General features: G+C 64.9%; 16 protein-coding genes and 2 other RNA genes. 7 read left to right on the top strand and 11 right to left on the bottom strand.

The genetic code is table 11. From position 1 onward, the window contains the following. The first annotated feature begins 187 nt into the window (after nt 1–187). Complete coding sequence (locus LL964_RS06175) at nt 188–3,280, top strand: TonB-dependent receptor (RefSeq protein WP_104587406.1); 3,093 nt, start codon at nt 188–190, stop codon at nt 3,278–3,280. A 109-nt stretch (nt 3,281–3,389) separates the two neighbouring features. On the opposite strand, the gene LL964_RS06170 is transcribed toward LL964_RS06175, so the two are convergent. Beyond that, nucleotides 3,390–4,985, bottom strand: a complete 1,596-nt coding sequence (locus LL964_RS06170) for a phytoene desaturase family protein (protein WP_104587405.1) — start codon at nt 4,983–4,985, stop codon at nt 3,390–3,392. A gap of 402 nt (nt 4,986–5,387) precedes the next feature. Here LL964_RS06170 and LL964_RS06165 point away from each other — a divergent pair, with 402 nt between their 5' ends. The 4 genes from LL964_RS06165 to LL964_RS06150 all read left to right on the top strand — a co-directional run bounded on the left by LL964_RS06165 (nt 5,388) and on the right by LL964_RS06150 (nt 12,329). Beyond that, nucleotides 5,388–7,490: a M13 family metallopeptidase gene (locus LL964_RS06165; RefSeq protein WP_104587444.1), complete on the top strand. Its 2,103-nt coding sequence runs from the start codon at nt 5,388–5,390 to the stop codon at nt 7,488–7,490. A 390-nt stretch (nt 7,491–7,880) separates the two neighbouring features. After that, the gene (locus LL964_RS06160; protein WP_104587404.1) at nt 7,881–9,983 is read left to right on the top strand and encodes a M13 family metallopeptidase; all 2,103 of its coding nucleotides are present in this window, start codon (nt 7,881–7,883) and stop codon (nt 9,981–9,983) included. A 62-nt stretch (nt 9,984–10,045) separates the two neighbouring features. Next, nucleotides 10,046–10,122, top strand: a non-coding RNA gene (locus LL964_RS06155) — sX9 sRNA. Nucleotides 10,123–10,313: 191 nt separating this feature from the next. Then, entirely contained in the window at nt 10,314–12,329 is a 2,016-nt protein-coding gene (locus tag LL964_RS06150) for a M13 family metallopeptidase (RefSeq protein ID WP_104587403.1), read from the top strand. Between the two features lie 98 nt (nt 12,330–12,427). Here the strand turns inward: LL964_RS06150 and LL964_RS06145 are convergent, their stop codons facing one another. From LL964_RS06145 to LL964_RS06115, 7 genes are all read right to left on the bottom strand, one after another. Beyond that, on the bottom strand, nt 12,428–13,117 hold the full coding sequence (locus LL964_RS06145; protein ID WP_104587402.1) for a rhomboid family intramembrane serine protease: 690 nt from the start codon (nt 13,115–13,117) through the stop codon (nt 12,428–12,430). 40 nt (nt 13,118–13,157) lie between these two features. Further along, nucleotides 13,158–13,565 (bottom strand): MGMT family protein, encoded by a 408-nt coding sequence (locus tag LL964_RS06140; protein WP_104587401.1) that lies wholly within the window; start codon nt 13,563–13,565, stop codon nt 13,158–13,160. A 298-nt stretch (nt 13,566–13,863) separates the two neighbouring features. Further along, nucleotides 13,864–15,234: a glutathione-disulfide reductase gene (gene gorA, locus LL964_RS06135; protein ID WP_104587400.1), complete on the bottom strand. Its 1,371-nt coding sequence runs from the start codon at nt 15,232–15,234 to the stop codon at nt 13,864–13,866. Beyond that, the gene (locus LL964_RS06130) at nt 15,231–16,481 is read right to left on the bottom strand and encodes an NAD(P)/FAD-dependent oxidoreductase (protein ID WP_104587399.1); all 1,251 of its coding nucleotides are present in this window, start codon (nt 16,479–16,481) and stop codon (nt 15,231–15,233) included. The genes gorA and LL964_RS06130 overlap by 4 nt, the downstream gene beginning before the upstream one ends. 5 nt (nt 16,482–16,486) lie before the next feature. Then, nucleotides 16,487–17,716 (bottom strand): DUF418 domain-containing protein, encoded by a 1,230-nt coding sequence (locus LL964_RS06125; RefSeq protein ID WP_104587398.1) that lies wholly within the window; start codon nt 17,714–17,716, stop codon nt 16,487–16,489. Between the two features lie 236 nt (nt 17,717–17,952). Further along, nucleotides 17,953–18,028, bottom strand: a non-coding RNA gene (locus tag LL964_RS06120) — sX9 sRNA. Nucleotides 18,029–18,088: 60 nt separating this feature from the next. Further along, complete coding sequence (locus tag LL964_RS06115) at nt 18,089–18,568, bottom strand: FKBP-type peptidyl-prolyl cis-trans isomerase (protein ID WP_104587397.1); 480 nt, start codon at nt 18,566–18,568, stop codon at nt 18,089–18,091. A gap of 110 nt (nt 18,569–18,678) precedes the next feature. Between LL964_RS06115 and LL964_RS06110 the strand changes: the two genes are divergently transcribed. Both LL964_RS06110 and LL964_RS06105 read left to right on the top strand, forming a co-directional pair. Beyond that, a complete protein-coding gene (locus LL964_RS06110) occupies nt 18,679–19,218 on the top strand; it encodes a C40 family peptidase (protein WP_167395323.1) in 540 nt (179 codons plus the stop codon). A 109-nt stretch (nt 19,219–19,327) separates the two neighbouring features. Continuing rightward, the gene (locus LL964_RS06105; protein WP_104587395.1) at nt 19,328–20,077 is read left to right on the top strand and encodes a C40 family peptidase; all 750 of its coding nucleotides are present in this window, start codon (nt 19,328–19,330) and stop codon (nt 20,075–20,077) included. A 153-nt stretch (nt 20,078–20,230) separates the two neighbouring features. Here the strand turns inward: LL964_RS06105 and LL964_RS06100 are convergent, their stop codons facing one another. From LL964_RS06100 to LL964_RS06090, 3 genes are all read right to left on the bottom strand, one after another. After that, complete coding sequence (locus tag LL964_RS06100; protein ID WP_104587394.1) at nt 20,231–20,722, bottom strand: acyl-CoA thioesterase; 492 nt, start codon at nt 20,720–20,722, stop codon at nt 20,231–20,233. Nucleotides 20,723–20,906: 184 nt separating this feature from the next. Beyond that, on the bottom strand, nt 20,907–21,743 hold the full coding sequence (locus LL964_RS06095) for a class I SAM-dependent methyltransferase (protein ID WP_146092366.1): 837 nt from the start codon (nt 21,741–21,743) through the stop codon (nt 20,907–20,909). Nucleotides 21,744–21,752: 9 nt separating this feature from the next. Beyond that, a complete protein-coding gene (locus tag LL964_RS06090) occupies nt 21,753–23,093 on the bottom strand; it encodes a dicarboxylate/amino acid:cation symporter (protein WP_104587393.1) in 1,341 nt (446 codons plus the stop codon). Between the last annotated feature and the right edge of the window lie 22 nt (nt 23,094–23,115).

Below are 23,115 nucleotides of genomic sequence, written 5' to 3'. Positions count from 1 at the left end.
CTCTCCGGACCGTTTCACCACAGGAAAATTGTGCTGAATTCCACATTTTTAGTGCGGATCTGACTTCATCTGTTAATGAATGGCCGTATTCGGTTGCACTGAAGAGCACAGGTTCATTACGTTCGGGTTAAGGCCATCTGACTCCCCGGTGACCGCCCCTTAACCGAATTCCAGTGAAAGGTCAGGAATGAGCAAGCAATTTCGTCGCAACGTTCTCAAACGCACCGCCCTCGCCGCCGTTCTCGGCGCCTGCCTCAGCAATGGCGCGGTCTATGCACAGAGCACCACCGGCAGCATCTACGGCAGCGCTCCCTCTGAAGCCGGCAGCACCATTGTCGTGCAGAGCGACACCGGCCTCAGCCGCACCATCACTGTCGATGCGAACGGCCGCTATAACCTTGGCTCGCTGCCAGTGGGCGCGTACACCGTCACCCTGAAGCGCGGTGACCAGGTCATCGATACCCGCGAGAATGTGCAGCTGCGCGTGGGATCCGGCACCGAAGTCTCATTCGCTGGCGCCAGCACCGCGGGCAGCAATGCGGATGCCACCACGCTTGGTGCAATCACGGTCACCGCTGCCAACGCACCCAAGATCGATGTCAGCTCCACCAGCTCGCGCTCGGTGATCACCTCCGAGCAGCTGGCAACGCTGCCGCTAGGCCGTAGCGCCGAAGCGATCGCGCTGCTCGCACCGGGCGCAGTCGCAGGCAGCGGCGCATTCAACAATGGATCCCGTTCGGTGGTGTCTTTCGGCGGCTCCGGCGTCACCGAGAACGCGTACTACATCAATGGCTTCAACGTCAGCAATCCCTTGAGCAATCTGGGCGGCGTCAGCCTGCCTTATGGCGCCATCGACCAGCAGGAAACCTATACCGGTGGTTACAGCGCCAAGTATGGCCGCTCCACTGGCGGCGTGATCAACCAGTTGGGCAAGCGTGGTACCAACGAATGGCGGTTCGGCGCACAGGCGATTTGGGAACCCAAGAACCTCGCAAGTTCCGTTGGAGACGTCTGGTATCCCAGCAATACATTGAACGCGAATCCACGTTACAGATACGAAGATCCTGAACTTCCTGGCACGATGTACCGTAGCAGCAAGGGCGACGTGCAAAGTCGCACCGTTTATAGCGCTTACGCGGGCGGTCCATTGATCGAGGACAAACTGTTCATCTTCGTGGCCGGCGAGACCGACAAGACCGATGGCGCCGTCACCAGCACTGCCACGGCGGCCAGAGCACAGGGACGCAATCACTACGACTACAGCTCTCCCAAGTTCTACGGGAAAGTGGATTGGAACATCAACGACAGCAATATCCTGGAGTACACGCGTATCGAGAACACTGATCGCCGTGCTGGCTCCTATAGCAACTACAGTTACGACACCATGTCGGACGGCGGTCCGTCGGGCTTGTTCCCCGATACCTTCAAGATCAAAGACACCTACGATGTCTTCAAGTACACGGGCTATATCACCGACGACCTGACCCTAAATGCGATGTGGGGCAGAAGTACACAGCACAATCAGCAGTTTAACCCGCTGGTTTCGTCGCTCCCGTTCATTGCAGGGTTGAACCTGCAGAATCCGGCGATCACCGGCGGCACACCGATTTCCAACGCCCAGGCGACCAACAGGTCGAAGGCAGACGATCCGATCAACAAGACCCGTAACCTGCGCCTGGAATTGAATTACCGGCTCGGCGATCACGACCTCACTGCAGGCGTGGACAACATGTACTTCAATGCCTACGACGAAGGCGTTCGCACGACCGGCCCTGGATACCAGTGGACCTACGGGCGCGCTGTGGATGAGGTCACTCCTGTTCGCGGCTCATTAGGTGTCGGGGCCACCGGTGCGGGAACCAATGGGTACTACGTGCAGCAACGCATCTTCACCACCACCACCAGCATGGCCGTGGAACAGAAGGCGTACTACGTAGAAGACCGCTGGCAGGTCAACGATCATTGGTTGGTGACGCTGGGTATCCGCAACGACAAGTTCACCAACTTCAACAGCGACCATGTCCCTTACGTGGACAGCGGCGACCAATGGGCTCCACGTCTTGGCGCAAGCTGGGACGTCTTCGGAGATTCGTCGCTGAAGGTCTTCGCAAACCTTGGTCGTTACTACCTCGCCCTGCCTAACCAGGTCGCAATTCGCGGCGCATCGGCATCTACGTTCACGGACGAGTATTTTGCTTACACCGGCATCGACGCAAACGGCGAACCGACCGGGCTTCGCCCCATCGGTCCCGGACCGGTTTCCAGCAATGGTGAGTTCGGCCAAGCGCCGGATCCCAATGCGTTCGCACCGACAGACCTGAAGTCTCAGTACCAGGATGAATTCATCCTCGGGTTCGAGAAGACGCTCGGCGAAAGCTGGAACTCGGGCGCGAAGGTGACGTATCGCAAGCTGCAGGCCGCCATCGACGACGTCTGCGACACCGCACGCATCGCTGACAAGATCGACGCCAATGGCGGGGATTCCGGCAGCGTCAGCATCCCCGGCTGCGTGATGTTCAATCCTGGCAAGACCAATACCTATAACCTCGCCAACACCAACGGCTCCGGCTATACGCAGGTGGCGATGTCGCAGGCGGATTGGGGTTTCACCGACAAGGCCAAACGTAGCTACGTATCGGTCGACCTGTTCGTGGAGCATCCCTTCAACGAGAAGTGGTACGGCCGCGTCGACTACACTTGGTCACACAGCTATGGCAATACCGAAGGCCAAGTGAAGTCCGATCTGGGACAGGCCGACATATCGAAGACCCAGGACTGGGATGCGGCTGCGCTGATGTACTACGCAGGCGGCAGCCTGGCCAACGACCGTCGACACCAGCTGAAGGCATTCGGCGCATATCAGATCAATCCGGAATGGATGGCTTCGGCAACGCTGCGTGTCATGTCCGGCACGCCGATTTCCTGCCTGGGCTTCTACGGCGGCCCGGATGCGGAGTCTGTTAACTACGACCCGATCGGCTATGGCTCTGGTTATCACTACTGTGGTGGCGAACCGTCCCGCCCTGGCGATGCGGGCCGCACCCCGTGGATCAAGAACCTGGATCTCGGTTTGACCTACCGCCCCGGTTTCGCCGATCACAAGCTGGCTATCGGCGTGCAGGTCTTCAATGTCCTCAACGACCGTACAGTCAATCGAGTGGACGGTGTATACGAAGGAGATTCTCCGTTCGTCGTTTCCAACACCTACCGGGTCGGTCTGCAGCCTTATAACTACAACACGCCACGTTACGTTCGTCTCACCGCATCGTACGATTTCTGATCGATGCTCGGCGGAAGCGTCATCATGACGCTTCCGCCGATCGAATGGCGCTTGCTCCTGGCCTCGGTGAACCCGAGGCCTTTTTTCGTGCGCGTTCGCAACGAGTGCGTCAGCCGCGGAGGATCACCCGCGCCGCATTGTGCCCAGGCGCACCGGTGACCCCACCGCCCGGGTGGGTGCCCGAGCCGCAGAGATACAGCCCGGGGATCGCGCCGCGATACGCGCCCTGCCCCAGCAGGGGGCGTGCGCTGAACAGTTGATTGAGGCTCAGGGCGCCGTGGAAGATATCGCCGCCAATCAGGCCGAAGATACGTTCCAGGTCGAGTGGACTCAGGATCTGCCGGCCCAGGATCGATGCAGCAAAACCTGGCGCGTAGCGCTCCACGGTGGCGATCATCAGATCGGCCACTTCTTCGCGATGATCATCCCAGCGGCTGCCGTCTGGCAGCTGCGGTGCCACGTGCTGGCAGAACAGGCTTGCCACGTGCTGCCCTGGCGGTGCCAGCGTAGTGTCCAGGGTGCTGGGGATCAGTAACTCCACCACCGGTTCGCGCGACCATCCCGAGGTGCGTGCGTCATGCCAGGCGCGGTCCATGTAGTCCAGGCTCGGTGCCAGGATGATGCCGGCGGTGAGATGGTCGCCCTCGCCCGGCAGCGCGGTGAAGTCCGGCAGGCGCGAGAGCGCGACATTCATCCGGAAGGTACCGGACCCACAGCGGTAGTACGCGATGCGCGCGTGCGTTTCGTCAGGCACGTCTTCGCGCCGCATCAGCCGCTGATACAGCAGTTTCGGATTGACGTTGGCAACCACGGTAGCGGCGCGAATCTCCTGCCCCTCGGCTGTGACGACGCCCACGGCCCGGCCGCGCTCCACCAGCACACGCTCCACCGCGCACGGGGTGCGGATCTGCGCACCAGACTCGCGCGCACTGGCCGCCATCGCCTGGGTGATGGCGCCCATCCCGCCGATGGCGTGGCCCCATGCCCCCTTGACCCCGTTGCTCTGCCCGAACACGTGATGCAGCAATACGTACGCCGTACCGGGCGTGTAGGGGCTGGCGTAATTGCCCACGATGCCGTCGAAGCCGAACAGCGCCTTGATCGGCGCGCTCTCGAACCAGCGCTGCAGATACTCGGCCGCAGAGATGGTGAACAGGTCCAGCAACTCGCTCCGCAGCGCAAGCGGCAGACCCTGCAGCTGCATGCCCACCTTGCCGGCCTGCCACAGCTGCGGCAACGCCCGCAACCAGCCGCCATCGGTCACGTCCGGCGGCGCCTGCAGGGCAAGCGCACGCAGCACGTCGGCCAGTTGCTCCAGCCGGGCTTCATAGGCAGGCAACACCGCTGCATCGCGCGCCGAGAATTTCGCCAGCTCCTGCTGCGTCCGCCCGGCCCCGGCGAGCAGGTAACGGCCATCGGGAAGCGGCAGAAAGTTATTGATGCGCCGCGGCACCACACGCAAGCCATGCCGTTCCAGCGCCAGCTCGTCGATGATCCTGGGTTGCAGCAACGACACCGTGTACGCAGCAACGGAGTTGCGAAAGCCCGGGTGAAATTCCTCGGTCACCGCCGCGCCGCCGACCACCGGCCGCGCCTCCAGCACCAGTACCCTCCTGCCGGCGCGTGCCAGATAGGCGGCGCACACCAGCCCGTTATGGCCGGCACCGATGATCAAGGCATCCAACGCTGGCGTGCGGCGGCGCATGCACCTGTATATAGCACTGGTGGCCCGAACCGGTCATGCAGGCGTCCTCCAGGATGCCGGGGGCGGATGGGAATCGCGCTCGGACCACCGCCCACCCCCATCCCGCGCCAGCTCCCGCGGGCGACTGGCCGAACGTTTATTGCCGGATGTTCATTCGGCATCCGGCGGCCTCGATCGGTTTCGCACCTGCCCGAGCCTTCTGGTCCTTCGGCTGCCGCGCAAGGCACCCTGCTGGCGGCCTGGGCGCTGCGGCCGTGATGGACGCGGCATCCCCACACCATGACCTTCGACACCATGCGTCATTCCCTATGGAACGGTAGAGTGCCGTCACGGCTCCGCTGTGACGGCGCCACCCAATCGACTGTTGCTCCTGGAGCCTTTGTGATTCGCACACCTCATCTACTGACGCTGACCCTGGCCGTGGCGGCCGCACTGAGCGGTTGCAAGAAGTCCGACGACACGGCACCTGCCGCCCCTGCGGGCGACGCTGCGGCCACCACGCCTACCGCGCCCAAGACGCTGACCCTGGACCAGAGCAAGTTGCCGGCGGTAAACCAGTTCACCGCGGCCGATCTGGATCCCAACGCCAATGCCTGTACCGACCTGAACGCCTACGCCAACGCCAAGTTCCTGGCCGCCAACCCGGTACCGAGCGACCGCACCAGCTGGGGTGCGTTCGAAATGCTCGATGAGCGCTCCAATGCGATCCAGCAGCAGTTGGCCGAACAGGCCGCCGCCGACACCGGCGCCACCGGCGTGGAGAAGATCGTCGGCGACCTGTGGTCCACCGGCATGGACGAAGCCAAGATCAATGCCCAGGGCATCGAGCCGCTGAAGCCGGAACTGGCTGCGATCGATGCGATCAGCGACCAGGCCAAGCTGGTCGACTACCTGCGCAGCAGCGCCTCCAAGGGCAACAACGATCTGTTCGGCTTCGGTGCAGAGGCAGACTTCAAGAAGTCCAGCCAGAACATCGCCTACGCCATGCAGGGCGGCCTGGGCCTGCCCGATCCGGAGTACTACACCAGCGCCAGCAACAAGGCCAAGCTGGAGGCCTACCAGGCGCATATCGCCAAGGTGCTGGAGCTATCGGGCGTGTCCGCCGCCGATGCCGCCGCACAGGCCAAACAGGTGGTCGCGTTCGAAACCCGTCTGGCCAAGGTGTCCAAGACCAGCACCGAGCTGTCGCGTGACGCCTCGCTGGCCTACAACCCGATCTCCCCGGCCGATGCCGACAAGCTGACTCCGAACTGGTCCTGGACCGAGTTCTTCAAGTCGCAGGGCGTGGCCACGCCGGAAATGTTCTCGCTGGCGATCCCGGCCTTTCACCAGGAAGTGAGCAAGATGATCGCCGATACCGATCCGGCGATCTGGCGCGCCTACCTGCGCTTCCACACCGTCGACGGCGCCTCGCCGTTCCTGAGCCAGCCGTTCGTGGACGAGAACTTCGCGTTCTACAACAAGACAATGCGCGGGCAGAAGGAGATCAAGCCGCGCTGGAAGCGCGTGCTGGCCACCATCAACGGGCAGGCCGGCGAAACGCTGGGCCAGATGTACGTCAAGGTCGCTTTCCCGGCCGATTCCAAGGCCAAGATGGAAACGCTGGTCGGCAATCTGCGCACCGCGTTGAAGGCCCGCATCGAAAAGCTGGACTGGATGAGCCCGGAAACCAAGGCCAAGGCGATCGCCAAATGGGAAAGCTTCACGCCCAAGATCGGCTATCCGGAAAAATGGCGCGACTGGAACGGCCTGACCACCGGTCGCGACAGCTACCTGGGTAACGTGCTGGCCGCGCAGGCGTTCAACTACAAGTGGAACCTGTCCAAGATCGGCAAGCCGGTGGACAGGACCGAATGGGGCATGAGCCCGCAGACGGTCAACGCTTACTACAACCCGCTGCAGAACGAGATCGTGTTCCCGGCCGCCATCCTGCAGCCGCCGTTCTTCGACCCGAACGCGCCGGAGGAAATGAACTACGGCGGCATCGGTGCGGTGATCGGCCATGAGATGACGCACGGCTACGACGACCAGGGCAGCCGCTTCGGTGCCGACGGCAACTTCATCCCCGATCCGGGCTGGTGGACGCAGAAGGACCTGGACGCGTTCAAGGCGCGCACCGGCAAGCTGGTGGCGCAGTTCGACGGCTACCGCACCCCGGCCGGCGACAAGGTCAAGGGCGACCTGACCCTGGGCGAGAACATCGCCGATCTGGGTGGCCTCAACACCGCCTACGACGCCATGAAGGCCGCCACCGCCGGCAAGGACGATCCCAAGACCGACGGCATCACCCGCGATCAGCGTTTCTTCCTCAACTGGGCCACGGTGTGGCGCCGCAACTTCACCCCGGAAGAGCTGGTGGTGCGCCTGAAGACCGACCCGCACGCGCCGGCGAATTTCCGTGCCATTGGCGCGCCGTCGAACATGCCAGCCTTCGCAGCGGCGTTCTCGTGCAAGCCGGGCGATGCGATGGTGCGCCAGGGCGACAAGCAGGTCGTGATTTGGTGACTACGCGGTCGTTGTAGAACGAACGAGCGGCGATCGAAAGATCGCCGCTTTTTTTGGGGAGACGGCCGGTTCACCTGGCTGCATCGATCGACGGCCTGCACCGGCGACCGATGCAGACCACTCCCTTACCACCCTCGACAATCTCTCCCGACATGCGTCGAAAGACGCCTACCAGGGCAGCGCATGCTGCGCTCCATTCGCCTACGACGCCATCGCTGCGCATGGCCGTCATGGCTCGGTGGGTTCCCATAGTCCTCGATACCGGCTGCAGACAACGGCGACGTGCAATCCTGCACGCAGTCTTGCACGCAATCCTCAATAAAACTCAGCGCATGCCCCCCCGCAGATGTGTCCGCCTATGCTGGGCGTCCCTCACTACAATCGACGCCCATGTCACCGACCAAGATCTCCGCGCTTGCGCTCGCCCTGATGGTGGCCCTGACAGGCTGCCGGCGTGGAGCAGATGACAGCAGTACTCAGGAAAAAGCCGCTGCATCGGTGCCTGCGCCAAGACCAGCCGCAACACCGAAGCCTGCGTTCGATATCCGTGAACTCGATGCAACCACCAGCCCGTGTCAGAACCTGGACGCATTCGTCAACGGTGCCTGGAAAAAGGCCAACCCCATTCCCGCCGATCGTACGTCCTGGGGCGTCATCAACCTTCTCGTCGATAAGAGCCTGCTCATCCAGCGCGAGATCGCCGAACGCGCAGCAGAACGCGCGGACCAACAACCCGATCCGGTCGCACGAAGAATCGGACTGCTGTACGCAGCCGGCATGGATGAAGCGGCCATCGAGACAGCCGGCGCCCAGCCGATTCGAGCCCAGCTCGAGGCGATCGCCAGCCTGACCTCGGGCAAGGACGTTGCCGACTACATCTCCCGCCGATTTGCAGAAGGCGATTCGTTGGTCTTCAAGTTCGGCGCGGATGCGGATTACCGCGATGCGAACATGCAGATCGGCTTCGCCAACGAGGCAGGCCTCGGATTGCCGACAAAGGAATTCTATACCTCCGCTGCGCACGCCCGCATTCGCGAGGCTTACCTGACCTATATCGCAAAATCTTTTGAGTTGACCGGCAGTAGCGCGGCAACAGCCAGGGAACAGGCAAAGGATGCGCTTGCACTCGAAACGCGGCTGGCGGCGGCCAGTCTTTCGCGCGTCGACGCACGCGATCCCAAGAACCAATATCACTGGGTCAGCGTCGCCGAGGCTGAAAAACTCACCCCGCATTTTGCATGGTCCACCTTCTTCGCTGCCCAGGCCGTGGATGTCGGTGCAGGCTTCTCGCTATCGCAGCCACGCTTCTTTGTCGAATTCGATCGATTGCTCGCCAGCGCGCCAATCGCGCAGTGGCAGGCCTATCTGCGCTTCCATACCATCGACGACGCATCCAGGAATCTCAGCAAAGCCTTCGTCGATAACAACTTCGCGTTCTATGGCAAGACACTGTCGGGGCAACCCGAGCAACAGCCGCGCTGGAAGCGCGTGCTGGGCTCGATCAATGCCGCCATGGGCGAGGGCCTGGGCCAGCTCTACGTTGCACAGGCCTTCACGCCAGAGGCCAAGCAACGCGCCAGCGAGTTGGTAGACAACGTCCGTGCCGCTCTCAAGACACGCATCCAGAACGTCGACTGGATGAGTACGCAAACCAAAGCGAAAGCGATCGCCAAGTGGAGTACATTCCTGCCCAAGATCGGCTATCCGGATACCTGGCGCGACTGGTCCGGGCTGGAACTCGTCCCCGGCGCATATCAGCGCAATCTGCAAGCAGCCGCCAAGTTCAACCATTACTACGATATTGCACAGATCGGCAAGGCCACCGACCGCAAGCGCTGGTCGACGACCCCGCAAACCGTCAACGCGTACTACAGCGCAAGTAGCAATTCCATCAGCTTTCCGGCTGGAATCCTGCAACCGCCCTTCTTCGATCCCAACGCTGACGACGCATTGAACTACGGCGGCATCGGTGCCGTGATCGGGCACGAAGCAACCCATGGCTTCGATGACGAAGGGAGCAAGTTCGATGGTTCTGGCAATAATGTCGACTGGTGGACGCCGCAAGACCGCAAGGCCTTCGAACAACGCGCTGACAAACTGGTCGAGCAGTTCAATGCCTACGTCCCGTTGCCGAATCATCCGGATCTACGCGTCGACGGGAAACTCAGCCTTGGTGAAAACATTGCAGATCTCGGCGGAACCAACGTCGCCTACGACGCACTGCAGGCCGCGCTGCGCCGCCACCCCGAACGCGCAGTCGTCATCGATGGCTACAGTCCCGACCAGCGGTTCTTTCTCGGTTTTGCCCGTAGCTGGCGTGGACAGGCGCGCGAGCAGCAGGAGATGATGTTGCTGACCAGGGACCCGCACGCACCCGACCGTCTACGCGCCATTGCCTCACCGTCGAACATGCCCGAATTTGCCAAGGCGTTTTCCTGCAAGCCAGGCGATGCGATGGTGCGGCCCGAGAAAGACCGCGTTGTGATCTGGTAAGAAAGCAGTCGATACCATTACCGCGCAACCGCCAGGCCGGCGCGGCGGGCACCAGGAGCGGCATGTGCCGCGCGCGTACGTTCCGGTTCCAGAGTACCGTCCGTCCCACCTGACGCCTGCTCGCGACGTGTCGTTAACCGCTTCAGTTCGTGGACTGCCCACCTACGAGCGCTTCCAGCACGGCGGCAGGATGCGCAGCCCTCCTCCCGCGTTCGGACCTGTCGCGTTCATGCAAGCGCCCGCATCGGGCACGGACGGAGGGCTCGCCCGCCTTTGCGGCCCCCGGCCTTGCTAAACTCCGCCGACTTTACTCTGGCCACCTTCTTCTCGATGCCCACCATTCGCCCGCTTGCCCTCGCTCTCGGCTTCAGCCTGATCTCGCTGCTGTCCGCCCCCGACGCCGACGCCGCTCGCAAGAAGAAGGCCGCGGCGCCCAAGGCTCCCGCGGTCTCGGCGGCCTGCACCAATTTCTACGATTACGCCAATGCCGGCTGGCTCAAGGCCAATCCGGTGCCGCAGGCCGGCGCCGTGACCGCACTGGGTCAGCTGTCCGAGCGCGCCCTGCAGCAGCAGCGCGAGCTGCTGGACGCGTCGATGAAGACACCGCAAGGCAACGTGCAGAAGCTGCTCGGTGACTTCTGGGCCAGCGGTCTGGACGAAGCTGCCGTCGAAAAGGACGGTTCCAACCCGATCGCCCCGCTGCTCTCGCGCATCGATGCGATCAAGAAGGCCAAGGACGTGCCCGCCTCGATCGCGGCGCTGCATCAGGTCGGCATCCCGGTGGGCTTCAACTTCGGCCCGGACGTGGACCTGAAGGCGCTGGACCGCCATATCGGTTACTTCATGCAGGGTGGCATGGGCCTGCCCGACCCGGCGTTCTACACCCGCACCGATGCCGACACCCAGGCGCTGATGGGCCGCTATCGCGCCTACGTCAAGCAGATCCTGGCGCTGACCGGCACCGCCGCCGACAAGCTCGACGCCGACGCCGCCTCGGTGCTGCAGATCGAAACCGCACTGGCACGTAGCGCGCAATCGGTGCAGGGCATCAACAACCCGTTCAACAACTACGCGCCGATCGCCACCAAGGAGCTGACCAAGCAGTACAAGAACCTGCGCCTGGCCGACTTCCTGGAAGCGCAGGGCGTCAAGGACGATCTGGTGTCCATGGCCGACCCGGCCATGTTCAAGCAGCTCGACAGCATGATCGTCAGCATCAAGCCGGAGCAGTGGAAGGCCTACCTGCGCTGGCGCGTGGGCGATGCGATGGCGCCGTACCTGTCCAAGAGCTTCCACGACGCCGAATACCAGTTCCGCGGCCGCCTGCTGCGTGGCGAAGCGGTGCCGCCGCAGCGCTGGCAGCAGGTGCTGGACGCGATCAACGTGGCCGCCGGCCCGATGCTCGGCCGCGAATACGTGGCCCGCTACCTGAGCAGCGACACGCGTCGCCAGGCCGAAACCATTGCCGATCAGGTGCGCGATGCGCAGCTGGCGGCGTTGGAGCGCACCGGCTGGGGCAACGGCCAGGCGGTTGCCGAGGCCAAGGCCAAGCTGGCTGCGATGAAGATCGAAGTCGGCGCACCGCGCCGCGACCTGGACTACACCGTACAACCGATGGGCCGCGGCAGCTTCGGCGGCAACATGCTGATCGCGTCGACCTGGCGCCATCGCGAAGAAATGAAGCGCATCGGCAAGGGCAACGCCGACCGTCGCTGGGACGTGCTGCCGCAGCAGCCCGCCGTGGCCTACGACATCGCGCAGAACCGCCTGATCGTCACCGCAGCCGTGCTGCAGGCGCCGGTGCTGTCCGCCGGCGGCACGCCGGCGGCACAGTACGGGGCTTACGGCGCGCTGGTCGCGCACGAACTCACCCGCGCGATCGACGCAAAGGGCGCGCTGGTCGACGCCAAGGGCGAGCTGCGCAACTGGTGGACCCCGGCCGAGAAGACCTTGTGGACCCAGCTGACCGGCAAGGTGGCCAACCAGTACGCCGCTTACCCGTACCCGGGCGTGCCCAACGTCAAGGTCAATGGCGCGCAGACAGCCGAAGAAAACCTGGCTGACCTCGCGGGCGTCGAACTGGCCTGGCAGGCCTTCGGCAAGGCACAGCCGGCGGCGACCGAGGCCGACAAGCAGGCCTTCTTCACCGCCTGGGCCGGCCTGTGGGCACAGCAGCTGTCGCCAAACGAAGCGGTGCAGCGCGCCAGCGCCGACATCCGCGCGCCGGGTCAGTGGCGCACCAATGGTCCGCTGTCCAACATGCCGGAATTCGGTGCGGCGTTCAGCTGCAAGGCCGGCCAGCCGATGCAGCGCGTGGACGCCGAGCAGATCAAGCTCTGGCGCTGATCATCTAGCCGGCGGCAATGAAAAAGAGCGCGGAATCCGCGCTCTTTTTTTGTCCACCGCCTGCGAAATTCCGTAGGAGCGGCACCGTGCCGTTTGGCTCAACGCACCACACGCAGCGGCGGCTTGCGCCCCTTGCGACCGCCCTTGCCACCCCCGAACGGCGGCTGGCCGCGCCAGTAACGGATCATCAGCCAACCGAACAGCATGCCGCCCAGGTGCGCGAAATGCGCAACGCCCGGCTGCCACCCAGTCGCGCCGAGCAACAGTTCGATCGCTCCGAACACGATCACGAAGGTGCGGGCCTTCATCGGGATCGGCGGAAACAACAGCATCACCCGCTGATTCGGGAACAACATGCCATACGCCAGCAACAGGCCGAACACGCCGCCGGACGCGCCGACCACCGGCGCACCGTTCTGGGTCAGCCAGGCCATCAGCAGTTGGCATACGCCGGCGCCGGCCACACTGACCAGGTAGTAGGTCAGAAAACGCTTCTGGCCCCAGGTCTGCTCCAGCGGTGCGCCGAACATGAAAAGCGCCAGCATGTTGAAGAACAGGTGGTTGAAGCCACCATGCAGAAACGCGTAGGTCAGCAACTGCCACGGCATGAAGCTGGCGCCGGGCGAGAACGCGTCGAAGCCGTTGGACAGCGGCCACAGCATCAGCCACGACAGCACGCTGTCCGAAGGCAGGGCCCCGCCCCCCAGGTCGCCCACGGCCCATTGCAGCAGGAACAGGCCGATATTGGCGATCAACAACGCTTTGGTGACGGGCGGCAACTGGGGCATGGCGGCATCCTTCGGTATGCGCCCCATGATAGCGGCAGCGTCATGAAGGCCCCCACACGGCCGCATCCAGCCGCTGCGCGGCGGTGGCACGGCGCACCCGCCCCTGCACCACTTGCACGCCTTCGGCACGCAGGCGCCGGCATTGCTCGTCGTAGCCGGGCGAGTCTGGCGCAAACGCGATGCGCCCATCGCTGCGCAGCACCCGATGCCATGGCAGCTGCGGATCATCGTTGCCGCTGAGCACGCGCGCCACCAGCCGCGCACGGCCCGGCAGGCCGGCGCGCTGAGCAACTTCCCCGTAACCAGCGACCTCGCCCGTCGGAATCGCGTGGATCATCTCGAGAATTCGCAGCCGCGCCCGCTCGCCGGACAGCGCCTCCCCCTTGGAGGCGACTCGCCTGGCAGGACCGGCAGATGGGGGCGGCCTTGAACGGCGAGGTGTCGACATCGCGCAAGCATGCCAGCTGACGGGCATGGGTGCGCGTATCGGATCCTTCCAAGCGAAGGGAAAGTGACGAGCCTCGCAACGGAAAAACTGCAAGCCCCTCTCCCCCGGGAGAGGGGTTGGGGTGAGGGTACGGGCGCAGCCACGCAAGCCACGATCACCTGGCATGCAGCGGCCGATGAGGGCGTCCGGGGGTCAACATCAGATCAAGGTTGACCGACCCATCGCTTGGATACCACCCTCACCCCAACCGCTCCCCCGCAGGGAGAGGGGCTTGATTCCGGCTACCGTCTACACCCGCTCAATGCATCAACACGATCTCTTCGGACGAGGTGGGGTGAATCGCCACCGTCTGATCGAAGTCGCGTTTGGTCGCCCCCATCTTCACCGCCACGGCGAAGCCTTGCAGCATTTCGTCGGCGCTCTCGCCCAGCAGATGCACGCCGACCACCCGCTCCTCTTCGCCCACGCAGACCAGCTTGAACAGACTGCGCTGCGGCGCATCGGCCAGGGCGTGCAACATCGGGCGGAAATTGCTGCGGTATACCCGCACCGCCCCGGGGTGGCGCGCACGCGCCTGTTCCTCGGTCAGACCGACATGCCCCAGCGGCGGATGCGAGAACACCACGCTCGGCACGCCCTCGTAGTCCATGCGCGCGTCGGGCTGGTTGCCGAACAGCCGGTCCATCAGCAGGCGTCCGGCGGCGATCGCCACCGGCGTCAGCCCGACCTTTCCGGCGACATCGCCGATCGCGTGGATGTTGGACACGCTGGTGGTCTGGCTCTCGTCCACCCGCACCTCGCCCTTGTCGCCAAGCGCCACGCCAACGGCATCCAGCCCCAGGCCGGCGGTATTGGCACGGCGGCCGATGGCGAAGAACACCTTGTCGAACACGTCGTTGCCCTGCTCGCGAGGGTGTGCCGGATGGCCATGCACGCGCAGACCGCCCTGCGCATCGCGCTCCAGACCGGTGGTGCTGAAACCGAAATGCAGGCGCACGCCGAGATGGCGCAGATTGTCGGCCAACTGCAGCGTGAGCTCGGCATCGAACCGCTCCAGCAAGCGCTCGCCCTGCACGAACAAGTGCACACGGCTGCCGAGCGCCTGCAGCAGGCCGGCGATTTCCACCGCGATATAGCCGCCCCCGATGATGGCCACCTGTGCCGGCGCATGGCAGAGGTTGAAGAAGTCGTCCGAGACCTCACCGAGCTCGGCGCCCTTCATCTCCGGGCGCAGCGGGTGTGCGCCGGTGGCGATCACGATATGTTCGGCGCTGACCGGAATGCCGTCGTCGCCCATGACCGTATGCCTGTCCCGCAACACGCCGCGCCGCGGAATCAGCACCACGCCGTCGTCGTTGAGACGCCGCCGATAGCTGGCGTGGATGTTGGCGATATAGCCCTGCCGATGCGTGACCAGTTCCTGCCAGGCCAGAATCGGCCGCGGCACGTCGAAGCCGAGCGCGCCCGCCAGCTCGATCTTGCCGGCCAGGTCGGCGGCCAGCCACATGGCTTTTTTCGGCACGCAACCGAGATTGACGCAGGTCCCGCCCAGCTCGCCGGGCTCCATGATCGCCACGCGCGCGCCATGCCTGGCTGCACGAAAACCTGCTGCCAGGCCGCCCGAGCCGCCGCCCAGAATCAGCACGTCGTAGTCATGACGCGCACTCATGCAAAGCGCTCCGCGCGGTAGGGGCGCGGGTCCAGCGCCGGTGCGCGCCCGGTGATCAAATCGGCCATCAATTGTCCACTTGCGGTACTCATGCTGATTCCGAGCATGCCATGTCCGGCTGCGAGCCAGACGTGAGGATGACCCGGCACGCTGCCCAGCACCGGCACATCGTCCCAGATCATCGGCCGCCACCCATACCAACGCTCGAGTACCGCGGGCCCACGCGGTGCATGCAGATACTCCGCCGCCGCACGCTCCAGCGCCGCCAGGCGGGTGGGATTGAGCCGCGTATCGTGGCCGGAGAACTCCATGGTGCTGCCGATCCGCAAGCGATCGCGCCACGGCACCACGAACACCCAGCGATCCTTCAACACCACCGGGCGACGCGGCATCAGGGCGGGTGCGCTGTAAGTGATCGAATAGCCCTTGCCGGCCTGCACCGGCAGACGCAGGCCGAGCTGGGCCGTCAGCAACGGCGACCATGGCCCGGTGGCGATCACCAACTCGCGCGCGTGCAGCGCCCCGTGCGCGGTCCGCACGCACACGGCCGCAGTCTCGGCAACCACCGCTTCCACGCGACAGTGTTCATCGATCTGCCCACCTTGCGCGCGCAGTACCCTGGCCAGTTCGGCGGTGTAGCGTTCCGGCCGCAGATGCGCGTCGCCGGGAAAATGGATCGCACCGGCAACACCCGCCCGGAAGGCCGGATCCTGGCGCGTGTAATCGCCACCTTCGATCACCTGCGCCTGGATCCCCCACTGTGCCAGCCGCGCGCATTGATCGCGGTACGTCGCGAAGCGGCGCGCATCGCCGAATACATAGTCCAGCCCATCGCTACGGAATTCGCACTCCAGCGCGTAACGGGTGACCCAGTCGTCCAGACGCTGGCGCGCGTCGTGCAGCAGGGCTGCACGCGCCTGCGCACTGGATTGCCAATCGCGCGCATTGCAACGCCGCGCGAAGCGCAGCAGCCAACGCCACAACGCCGGGTCCAGACGCGGGGGAATGTACAGCGGCGCATCCGGCGTCAGCATCCATTTCAGCGCCTGCGTAATCATGCCCGGCGCCGCCAACGGCGGAGCATGGCTGGGCGTGATGGTGCCGCAGTTGCCATGCGAGGTGGCGGCGCCCAACGCGCCGGCGTCGAGCACACGCACCTGTCTACCTGCCTCCACCAACGCCAGCGCCGTGGCCAGCCCGATTGCACCGGCACCGATCACCACGACATCCTCGCGCCCGCCGACCATTGGCCCTAGCGGCCGCGCCACATCGGCGGCACCCGCAGATAGGTCGCACTGCGCCACAGCCACTCCACGGGCCCGAAGCGGAACCCGCGCAGCCACCACTGGCTCACCACCACCTGCAGTGCGAACAGCCCTGCCGCGAACGGCAACTGCCACACGCGCGGCAATCGTTCGAACCAGCCCAGCCCGTAGCCGTAGAACATCCACGTGCACAGCAGCGACTGCAGCAGGTAGTTGCTCAGGGCCATGCGTCCGGCAGGTGCAAGCCAGGCCAGACGCGATGCGAAACGTACCACCCACGCTGCGTAGCCCAGACTCATCAACGGCCCCGCAATCAGCATCAGCGCGAAGGCTGCGCAGACGCGCATGCTCAGGTCCGCCGGATCCATCCACGGCGCCAGTGCATAGCTCACCAGCATCACGCCCAGGCCCAGCGGCAAGGCGCCGTAGCGCAATGCGCGGAACAGGCGCGGAAAACGTTCGGGCGCGGCGATCGCACCGCTGCGCACGAACCAGCCACCCAGCAGGAACATGCCGAGCATGGTCGGGCCGTTGACGCTGAGCCCGCTCAGTGCCTGGCGCAGATCGTGCCAGCGCTGTGCGGTGGCCTGCAGATAGCTGCCGTTGCCGAATGCGGCGCGTTGCGCCTGCACGTTGGCCGCAGTCTGCTGCGCCACCTCGGCCATGGCCGCCTTCCACTCCCCCGCCGCCGCCGGATCGGCCTGCACCAGCACACCGACCAGGCCGGACAACACCACCAGCGCAGGGGCGCAGGCGTAGACCAGCGCTGCCAGCCAGGGCAAGGCCAGCGTGGGTACGCTGCGCGTTCCCAGCAGCACGACCGCCAGCAAGGCGTAGGTCACCAGGATGTCGCCGGACCACAACAACAGCGCATGCGCCAGCCCGATCGCCAGCAAGCCCGCGGTTCGGCGCAGATACATCCCATAGAAACCACGCCCGCCTTGCTCGGCGCGCTGCGCCATCACCGCAAAGCCCATGCCGAACAACAATGCGAACAACGTATAGAACTTGCCCTGCACGAAGATGTACACCAGCGCATCGGCGATGCGGTCGGCGCCGCGCCAGTGCGGCTCCACGCCGCTGATGGCCAGGTCGAGCGGGCCGACGAAGGCTTCGATATTCATCAGCAGGATGCCGAGCAACGCAAACCCGCGCAGCACATCCAGCACGACGATGCGCTCGTTGGCGGCAATGGGCAACAGATCGCGTCGTGTCATTGCAGTTCGGAGATCCTGGCGCAACGCGGCGCCGCACACAATGCAAACGGCCCGCCGAATGGCGGGCCGTCGCAGGCACGGACGTTACCGGCTGTGGTCGAAAGGCGTTGCGCAGCGAACGTCTCGACACAGGCCAGGCCCAGACACCGGAGTGCTGCTATGGTGCAGGCCGAACCTGGGCAACTGCCGTCCACCGGGCGTGGCTGCGCGAGCCTGCCCTCCGCGGCGCTTGAAGCAGCCAACAAAACGTTGCGCGCAGTCGTCAGGCGGGTGTGGACGGCACGGAGTAAGCGGCGTGTACGAGGGGTACATGCCGATTCCGGGCAGCGGCCGCGCCCACCTGATGGCTGCACAGGCGTTTTGCGAACTGTTTTAGTGGTGATGACCGCCATCGCCGTGGACGTGGCCGTGATCGCGCTCTTCCTGAGTGGCTTCGCGCACCTCGACGATCTCCACATCGAAATGCAGGTCCTTACCGGCCATCGGATGATTGAGGTCGACATCGACCACGCTCATGCCGACCTTCTGCACGGTGACCGCACGCGGGCCGAAGTTGGTCTGCAGCACCACCTGCGTGCCCGGCACCAGCTTGGTGGCACCGAAGTGCTTCTTGGGCACGCGCTGACTCAGGCCTTCGCGGTATTCGCCATAGGCCTCGGTGGCCTTGACGTCGACGCCGAAGCTTTCGCCGGCTTCCTTGTCCATCATGGCCGCTTCCAGGCCGGGAATGATGTTGCCGTGGCCGATCAGGATGGCCAAGGGATCGCGCTCCTTGGAACTCTCGATCGGCTCCTGGCCAATCTCCGAAACGGTGTAGTGGAAGCGGACGACGCTGTCTTTTTCGATCTTCATGCGTGGCTCTGAATGAGGCTGCCCGGTGGCAGAGGGGTGAAGACGGCTTGTCGGCCGCCGGGTGCGCCGCCATCATGGCGACCTTCCGAACCGCCCATTATCCCGGCTCCATGCATATCACGCCAGTTTTCGCCGCACGCACGCACCGCAGCGCGGCCTGCCTGCTGCTGGGCCTGCTCCTGCTGGGCGGCTGTTCGTCGCAGGCTCCGGTCCGCCGCGCGGCACCGCCGCCGACGGCGCGCGTCTGGCCGCAGGTACCGCCGGCAGATCCGGCGGCCGCCAACAACATCCTCATGCGCGCCCTCGGCCTGGTAGGGACGCCCTATCGGTACGGCGGCAATACCCCGGAGACCGGCTTCGACTGCAGCGGCCTGGTCACCTATGTCTACAAGGATGTGCTGGCGTTGGCGCTGCCGCGGACGTCACGTGAACTGGCAGCGGTGCAGGGACCGAAGATTTCGCCGGAAAAGCTGGCGACCGGCGATCTGGTGTTTTTCGGGGCCGGAGGAAGCGTGACCCATGTCGGAATCTATGTCGGTGAAGGCCGCTTCGTGCACGCGCCGACCAGCGGCGGTACAGTCCGCCTGGATTTTCTGGACGGGGCCTACTGGCGTGACCATTATTCAGGTTCCAAGCGGGTTTTGCACTGAAGTGTGATGCAAGTCACAAGTAATAAAACGGAAAGTTAACTTTTTTTGAACGTAACGATCCTTTCACCAGGGCATCATCCCGTATCGACAGCAGAACTGTGATTCCCGCGTGACGAACGACGAACAGATCAACCCTGGCGCCGCCCCGCTTCCGCTCCGGAAACCGCTTCGCCTGCTTTGCGCTACCGTGCTCTGGATTGCTGCATTGCCCGCTGTGGCGCAGACCGCCAACAGCGTCCCGCCCGCTCCGCAGCAGCAGACGCCCGACAGCGCGGCCGCCGCCGAGAAGGCCGCCACCCGCAGCCGGGCCGATGCCGCCGCCACCGCTACCCTGGCCGCCCTGCTGCCGCATCTGGCCGCCAACGACGCCATTCCGCTGATGGACCGCTCGGCGATGTTCGCCGGTGACCTCAGCCGCCTGCTCGCCAATTACGACGTGTCGCAGAGCGCGGCCAATGCCGCGCAGAACGCGGTGGCCGACAGCCGCGTGCAGGTCATCCTGCAGCGCGCCATGGCCCTGCTCGGCACCCCGTACGTATGGGGCGGCGAGTCCACCGAGGGCTTCGACTGCAGCGGCCTGGTGGGTTATGTCTTCAAGACCGCTCTGGGGATCGACCTGCCGCGCGTCTCGCGCGACATCGCCCGCGACGAGTCGGCCGAACTGATCAAGGACCCCAATGCCCTGAAGGCCGGCGATCTGGTGTTCTTCGGCAAGCGTGGCCGTATCGATCACGTGGGCCTAGTGGTCGGCGAAGGCAAGTTCCTGCACGCGCCCAGCCGCGGCAAGGACGTGCGCGTGGACTCGCTCGCCACCGGCTACTGGAGCGAGAAGTTCATCCAGGCACGCCGGGTGCTGTAAGAACCCGCTGCATCCTGTCGATGACGAAGGCCGCGGCGACCCCGCGGCCTTTTTCCTGTCCCGATATCCGGCCGGCGCTGTCATCCGGCTGCCCTGCGGCAGGCGTTTCCGCCGCATCCACGCCATCGGCAGCTGTGGCAGAGACGACCGCGGTTAGCGCAGAGCGTCGGCCTGGTAGTGCGCCATGGTGTCCTCGATGCCCTTGCTCAGCTCCATCACCTTGAGCGCGTATTCGGCCAGGCGTTGGTCTTCCGGCGTGTCCGGCCGCCAGGACGGCACTTCCACCGGGGTGACGCCGTCGGGATCCATCGCCACGAACACGATGATGCAATGCGTGCACAGGCGCGAGTCGCCGCCCATCGGGCTGCGCGCACGCACATCGATAGCGAAATGCATGCTGCTGCGCCCGGTGTAGACCAGTTTGGCCGACACCGCGACCAGATCGCCGATCCGTACCGGCGCAACGAAGCGGATGCCGCCCACCGCCACCGTCACGCAATAGTGCCCGCTCCAGCCGCTGGCCGCGGCAAACCCGACCTGATCGATCCATTTCATCACCACCCCGCCGTGCACCTTGCCGCCGAAGTTGACGTCGCTGGGCTCGGCCAGAAACCGGAATGTCAGATCGCGCTGTTGACCAATCACTGCCCGCCCTCGTCGATGGATGCGTCCGCAGTGTGTCATACGCCTGCAGGCTGGCCCATGCGCACCGCTGGAACGCTCTGCCGCGATCTGCGCCGTTCGACCGATCACGGCCTCGGCACGCGCCTGGCGAACCATCGCATCGCGACCCTGCCCTTCTTCCGTCGGGAAGCACGGCAGGCGTATCTCAGCGCGCGATCACCTGCAGATTGTCCTGCTTGCGGATGCACAACCAGGGGAAGTGCGGCTGCCGTAACTTGAACAACCGACGCAGCCGGGCGCCCGGGCGGCGTGGATCGAACAGCCACCGCACCGCAAAGCGCTCGAACATGGCGTAGGTGTGCTGGTGGTACTGCCCGGCCAGGTCCGGCACCCCCAGGTCGGTGAAGTAACGCAGGCTGCGGGCAGCGCTCGCCTCGGCGCGCTGCCGATCTGCATACAGTGGGCTGTCGATGATGTGCAGTTCGCCGCCGTCGCGCAGCTGCGCCAGCAGGCGGGCGACCAGGGCGGCCGGATCGGCGAAATACTGGATGCACGCTGGCAGCACGACGACGTCGAAGACCGCGCGCGGCAGGACCAGGGTCTGGATGTCGGCGGCGACGAAACTCAGGCGCTGCTCGTGGCCGAACACGCGCGCGGCCTGGGTGAGTTCGGTGCGGTTGACGTCGATGCCGCAGACGTCGCGATGCAGCGACTGCGCCAGCAGTTGCGAGAGCCAGCCATTGCCGCAGCCCAGCTCCAGGATGGCGCCCTCGCCTCCTCGGGCACGCAGGTGCTGCACCAGCATCGCGCTGGACAGCGCGCGCACCCGCCATTCCAGGCTGGCTCCCAGGCTGCCGCCGGGATGCGGCAGACGACGCACCTGGGCATCCGTGTAGAGCCGGCCTTCCTTGCGCCGCACTTCCAGATAGCGCTGCTCGAACGGATCGCGTGCCAGCCCACGCTGCACGAACACGCCGTCGATGACGTCCAGCGCGGGCAGCTGTGCCAGGCACTCGCGCAGGAACGGGAATCCGGCTGCCATCGGCGGCGCTCAGCGCAGCGGCTTGGAGCCGTCGGTCAGCGGATCTTCCAGCCCGACATTCGTGGATGCCGTCGCATAGACGGAGGTGTCGAGCAGGCCGGTTTCCTTGGCCACCAGCACCGGCACCAGCATCTGCCCGGTCACATTGGTCATGGTGCGCATCATGTCCAGGATGCGGTCGATGGCATACAGGTAACCGATCACCTCCAGCGGAAGATTGGCCGCGCTCAGCACCACCGTCGCCATGATCACCGCGGTACCCGGCACCCCGGCCGTGCCGAAGCTGCCCAGCACCGAGGCGATCAGCACCACGAAGTATTGATTGGCGGTCAACGGCACCCCGGTGTATTGCGCGATGAACACTGCGCACAGCGCCGGGAAGATCGCGCCGCACCCATCCATCTTGATGCTGGCGCCCAGCGGCACCGCGAACGCCGCGTAATCCTTGCTCACGCCCAGATTATGGGTGATCGAACGCAGCGCCACCGGCATGGCGGCAAAACTCGACGAACTGACGAAGGCTACCTGCATGCCCGGCGCGGCGCCGCGGAAGAACTTCCACGGATTCAAGCCGTGCAGCAGCAACAGGGCGCTGTAGACCACCACGATGTGGATGGCACAGGCCAGATACAGCGCGAGCACGAAATTGCCGAAGGGTAGCAACTTGGTGAAGCCATAGCTGCCGACCAGGCCTGCGATCAGACCGAAGGTTCCCAGCGGGGTCATCTCCAGCACGAAGCGGGTGACCTGGATCATGATGTCGCTCATCTGCGCGGTGAGCTTGCGCGCCTCGGCCACCCGCTCGCCGAGCTTGACCATCGCAAAGCCAAGCAGCGCGGCGAAGAAGATCACCGGCAGGATCGACCCGCGCCCGGCCGCCAGCACGGTTTCGCCGGCGGCATTGGTCCTGGTGCCGATGCCGGTCAGCGCATAGAACGGGTTGGAAGGCACCACGTCCAGCAGCACCTTGATCGGGCTGGGCACATCGCGCGGTGTCCAGCCCGAGTCCACGCTCAGGTTGAAATGGCCGGCGCCCGGCTGCAGCAAAGTCCCCACGGCCAACCCCACCCCGACGGCCAGGGCCGCCGTGATCACGAACCACAGGAAGGTGCGCCCGCCCAGTGCGGCCACCGACTTCTGCCCGTGCAGCGAGGAGATCGCATTGATCACCGCAAAGAACACCAACGGAATGGCGATCATCTTGATCAGGGTGACGTACAGATCGCCCAGGGGACCGAACCAGACTTCGGCGGCCGGCCCCATGGCCCAGCCGGCCAGCGCGCCCAGGACGAAGCCGGCCACCACGCGCTGCCAGAACGGAATGCGCAACCAGGCCGCAACCAGTCTCATGTCGTCGAATCATCCGGGGGGA

The sequence above is a fragment of the Xanthomonas melonis genome, assembly GCF_020783655.1.
Classification (GTDB): Bacteria; Pseudomonadota; Gammaproteobacteria; order Xanthomonadales; family Xanthomonadaceae; genus Xanthomonas; species Xanthomonas melonis.
Note: the sequence above shows the minus strand (reverse complement) of the source record. Positions and strands in the feature narration are given on the sequence as shown.

Bases quoted from the DNA above. Each gene is read 5' to 3' on its own strand.
- LL964_RS06095 (WP_146092366.1), bottom strand. From the start codon at position 21,743: ATGGCAGCCGGATTCCCGTTCCTGCGCGAGTGCCTGGCACAGCTGCCC.
- LL964_RS06150 (WP_104587403.1), top strand. From the start codon at position 10,314: ATGCCCACCATTCGCCCGCTTGCCCTCGCTCTCGGCTTCAGCCTGATC.
- LL964_RS06160 (WP_104587404.1), top strand. From the start codon at position 7,881: ATGTCACCGACCAAGATCTCCGCGCTTGCGCTCGCCCTGATGGTGGCC.
- LL964_RS06130 (WP_104587399.1), bottom strand. From the start codon at position 16,481: ATGGTCGGCGGGCGCGAGGATGTCGTGGTGATCGGTGCCGGTGCAATC.
- LL964_RS06145 (WP_104587402.1), bottom strand. From the start codon at position 13,117: ATGCCCCAGTTGCCGCCCGTCACCAAAGCGTTGTTGATCGCCAATATC.
- LL964_RS06140 (WP_104587401.1), bottom strand. From the start codon at position 13,565: ATGTCGACACCTCGCCGTTCAAGGCCGCCCCCATCTGCCGGTCCTGCC.
- gorA (WP_104587400.1), bottom strand. From the start codon at position 15,234: ATGAGTGCGCGTCATGACTACGACGTGCTGATTCTGGGCGGCGGCTCG.
- LL964_RS06110 (WP_167395323.1), top strand. From the start codon at position 18,679: ATGCATATCACGCCAGTTTTCGCCGCACGCACGCACCGCAGCGCGGCC.
- LL964_RS06125 (WP_104587398.1), bottom strand. From the start codon at position 17,716: ATGACACGACGCGATCTGTTGCCCATTGCCGCCAACGAGCGCATCGTC.
- LL964_RS06170 (WP_104587405.1), bottom strand. From the start codon at position 4,985: ATGCGCCGCCGCACGCCAGCGTTGGATGCCTTGATCATCGGTGCCGGC.
- LL964_RS06115 (WP_104587397.1), bottom strand. From the start codon at position 18,568: ATGAAGATCGAAAAAGACAGCGTCGTCCGCTTCCACTACACCGTTTCG.
- LL964_RS06090 (WP_104587393.1), bottom strand. From the start codon at position 23,093: ATGAGACTGGTTGCGGCCTGGTTGCGCATTCCGTTCTGGCAGCGCGTG.
- LL964_RS06175 (WP_104587406.1), top strand. From the start codon at position 188: ATGAGCAAGCAATTTCGTCGCAACGTTCTCAAACGCACCGCCCTCGCC.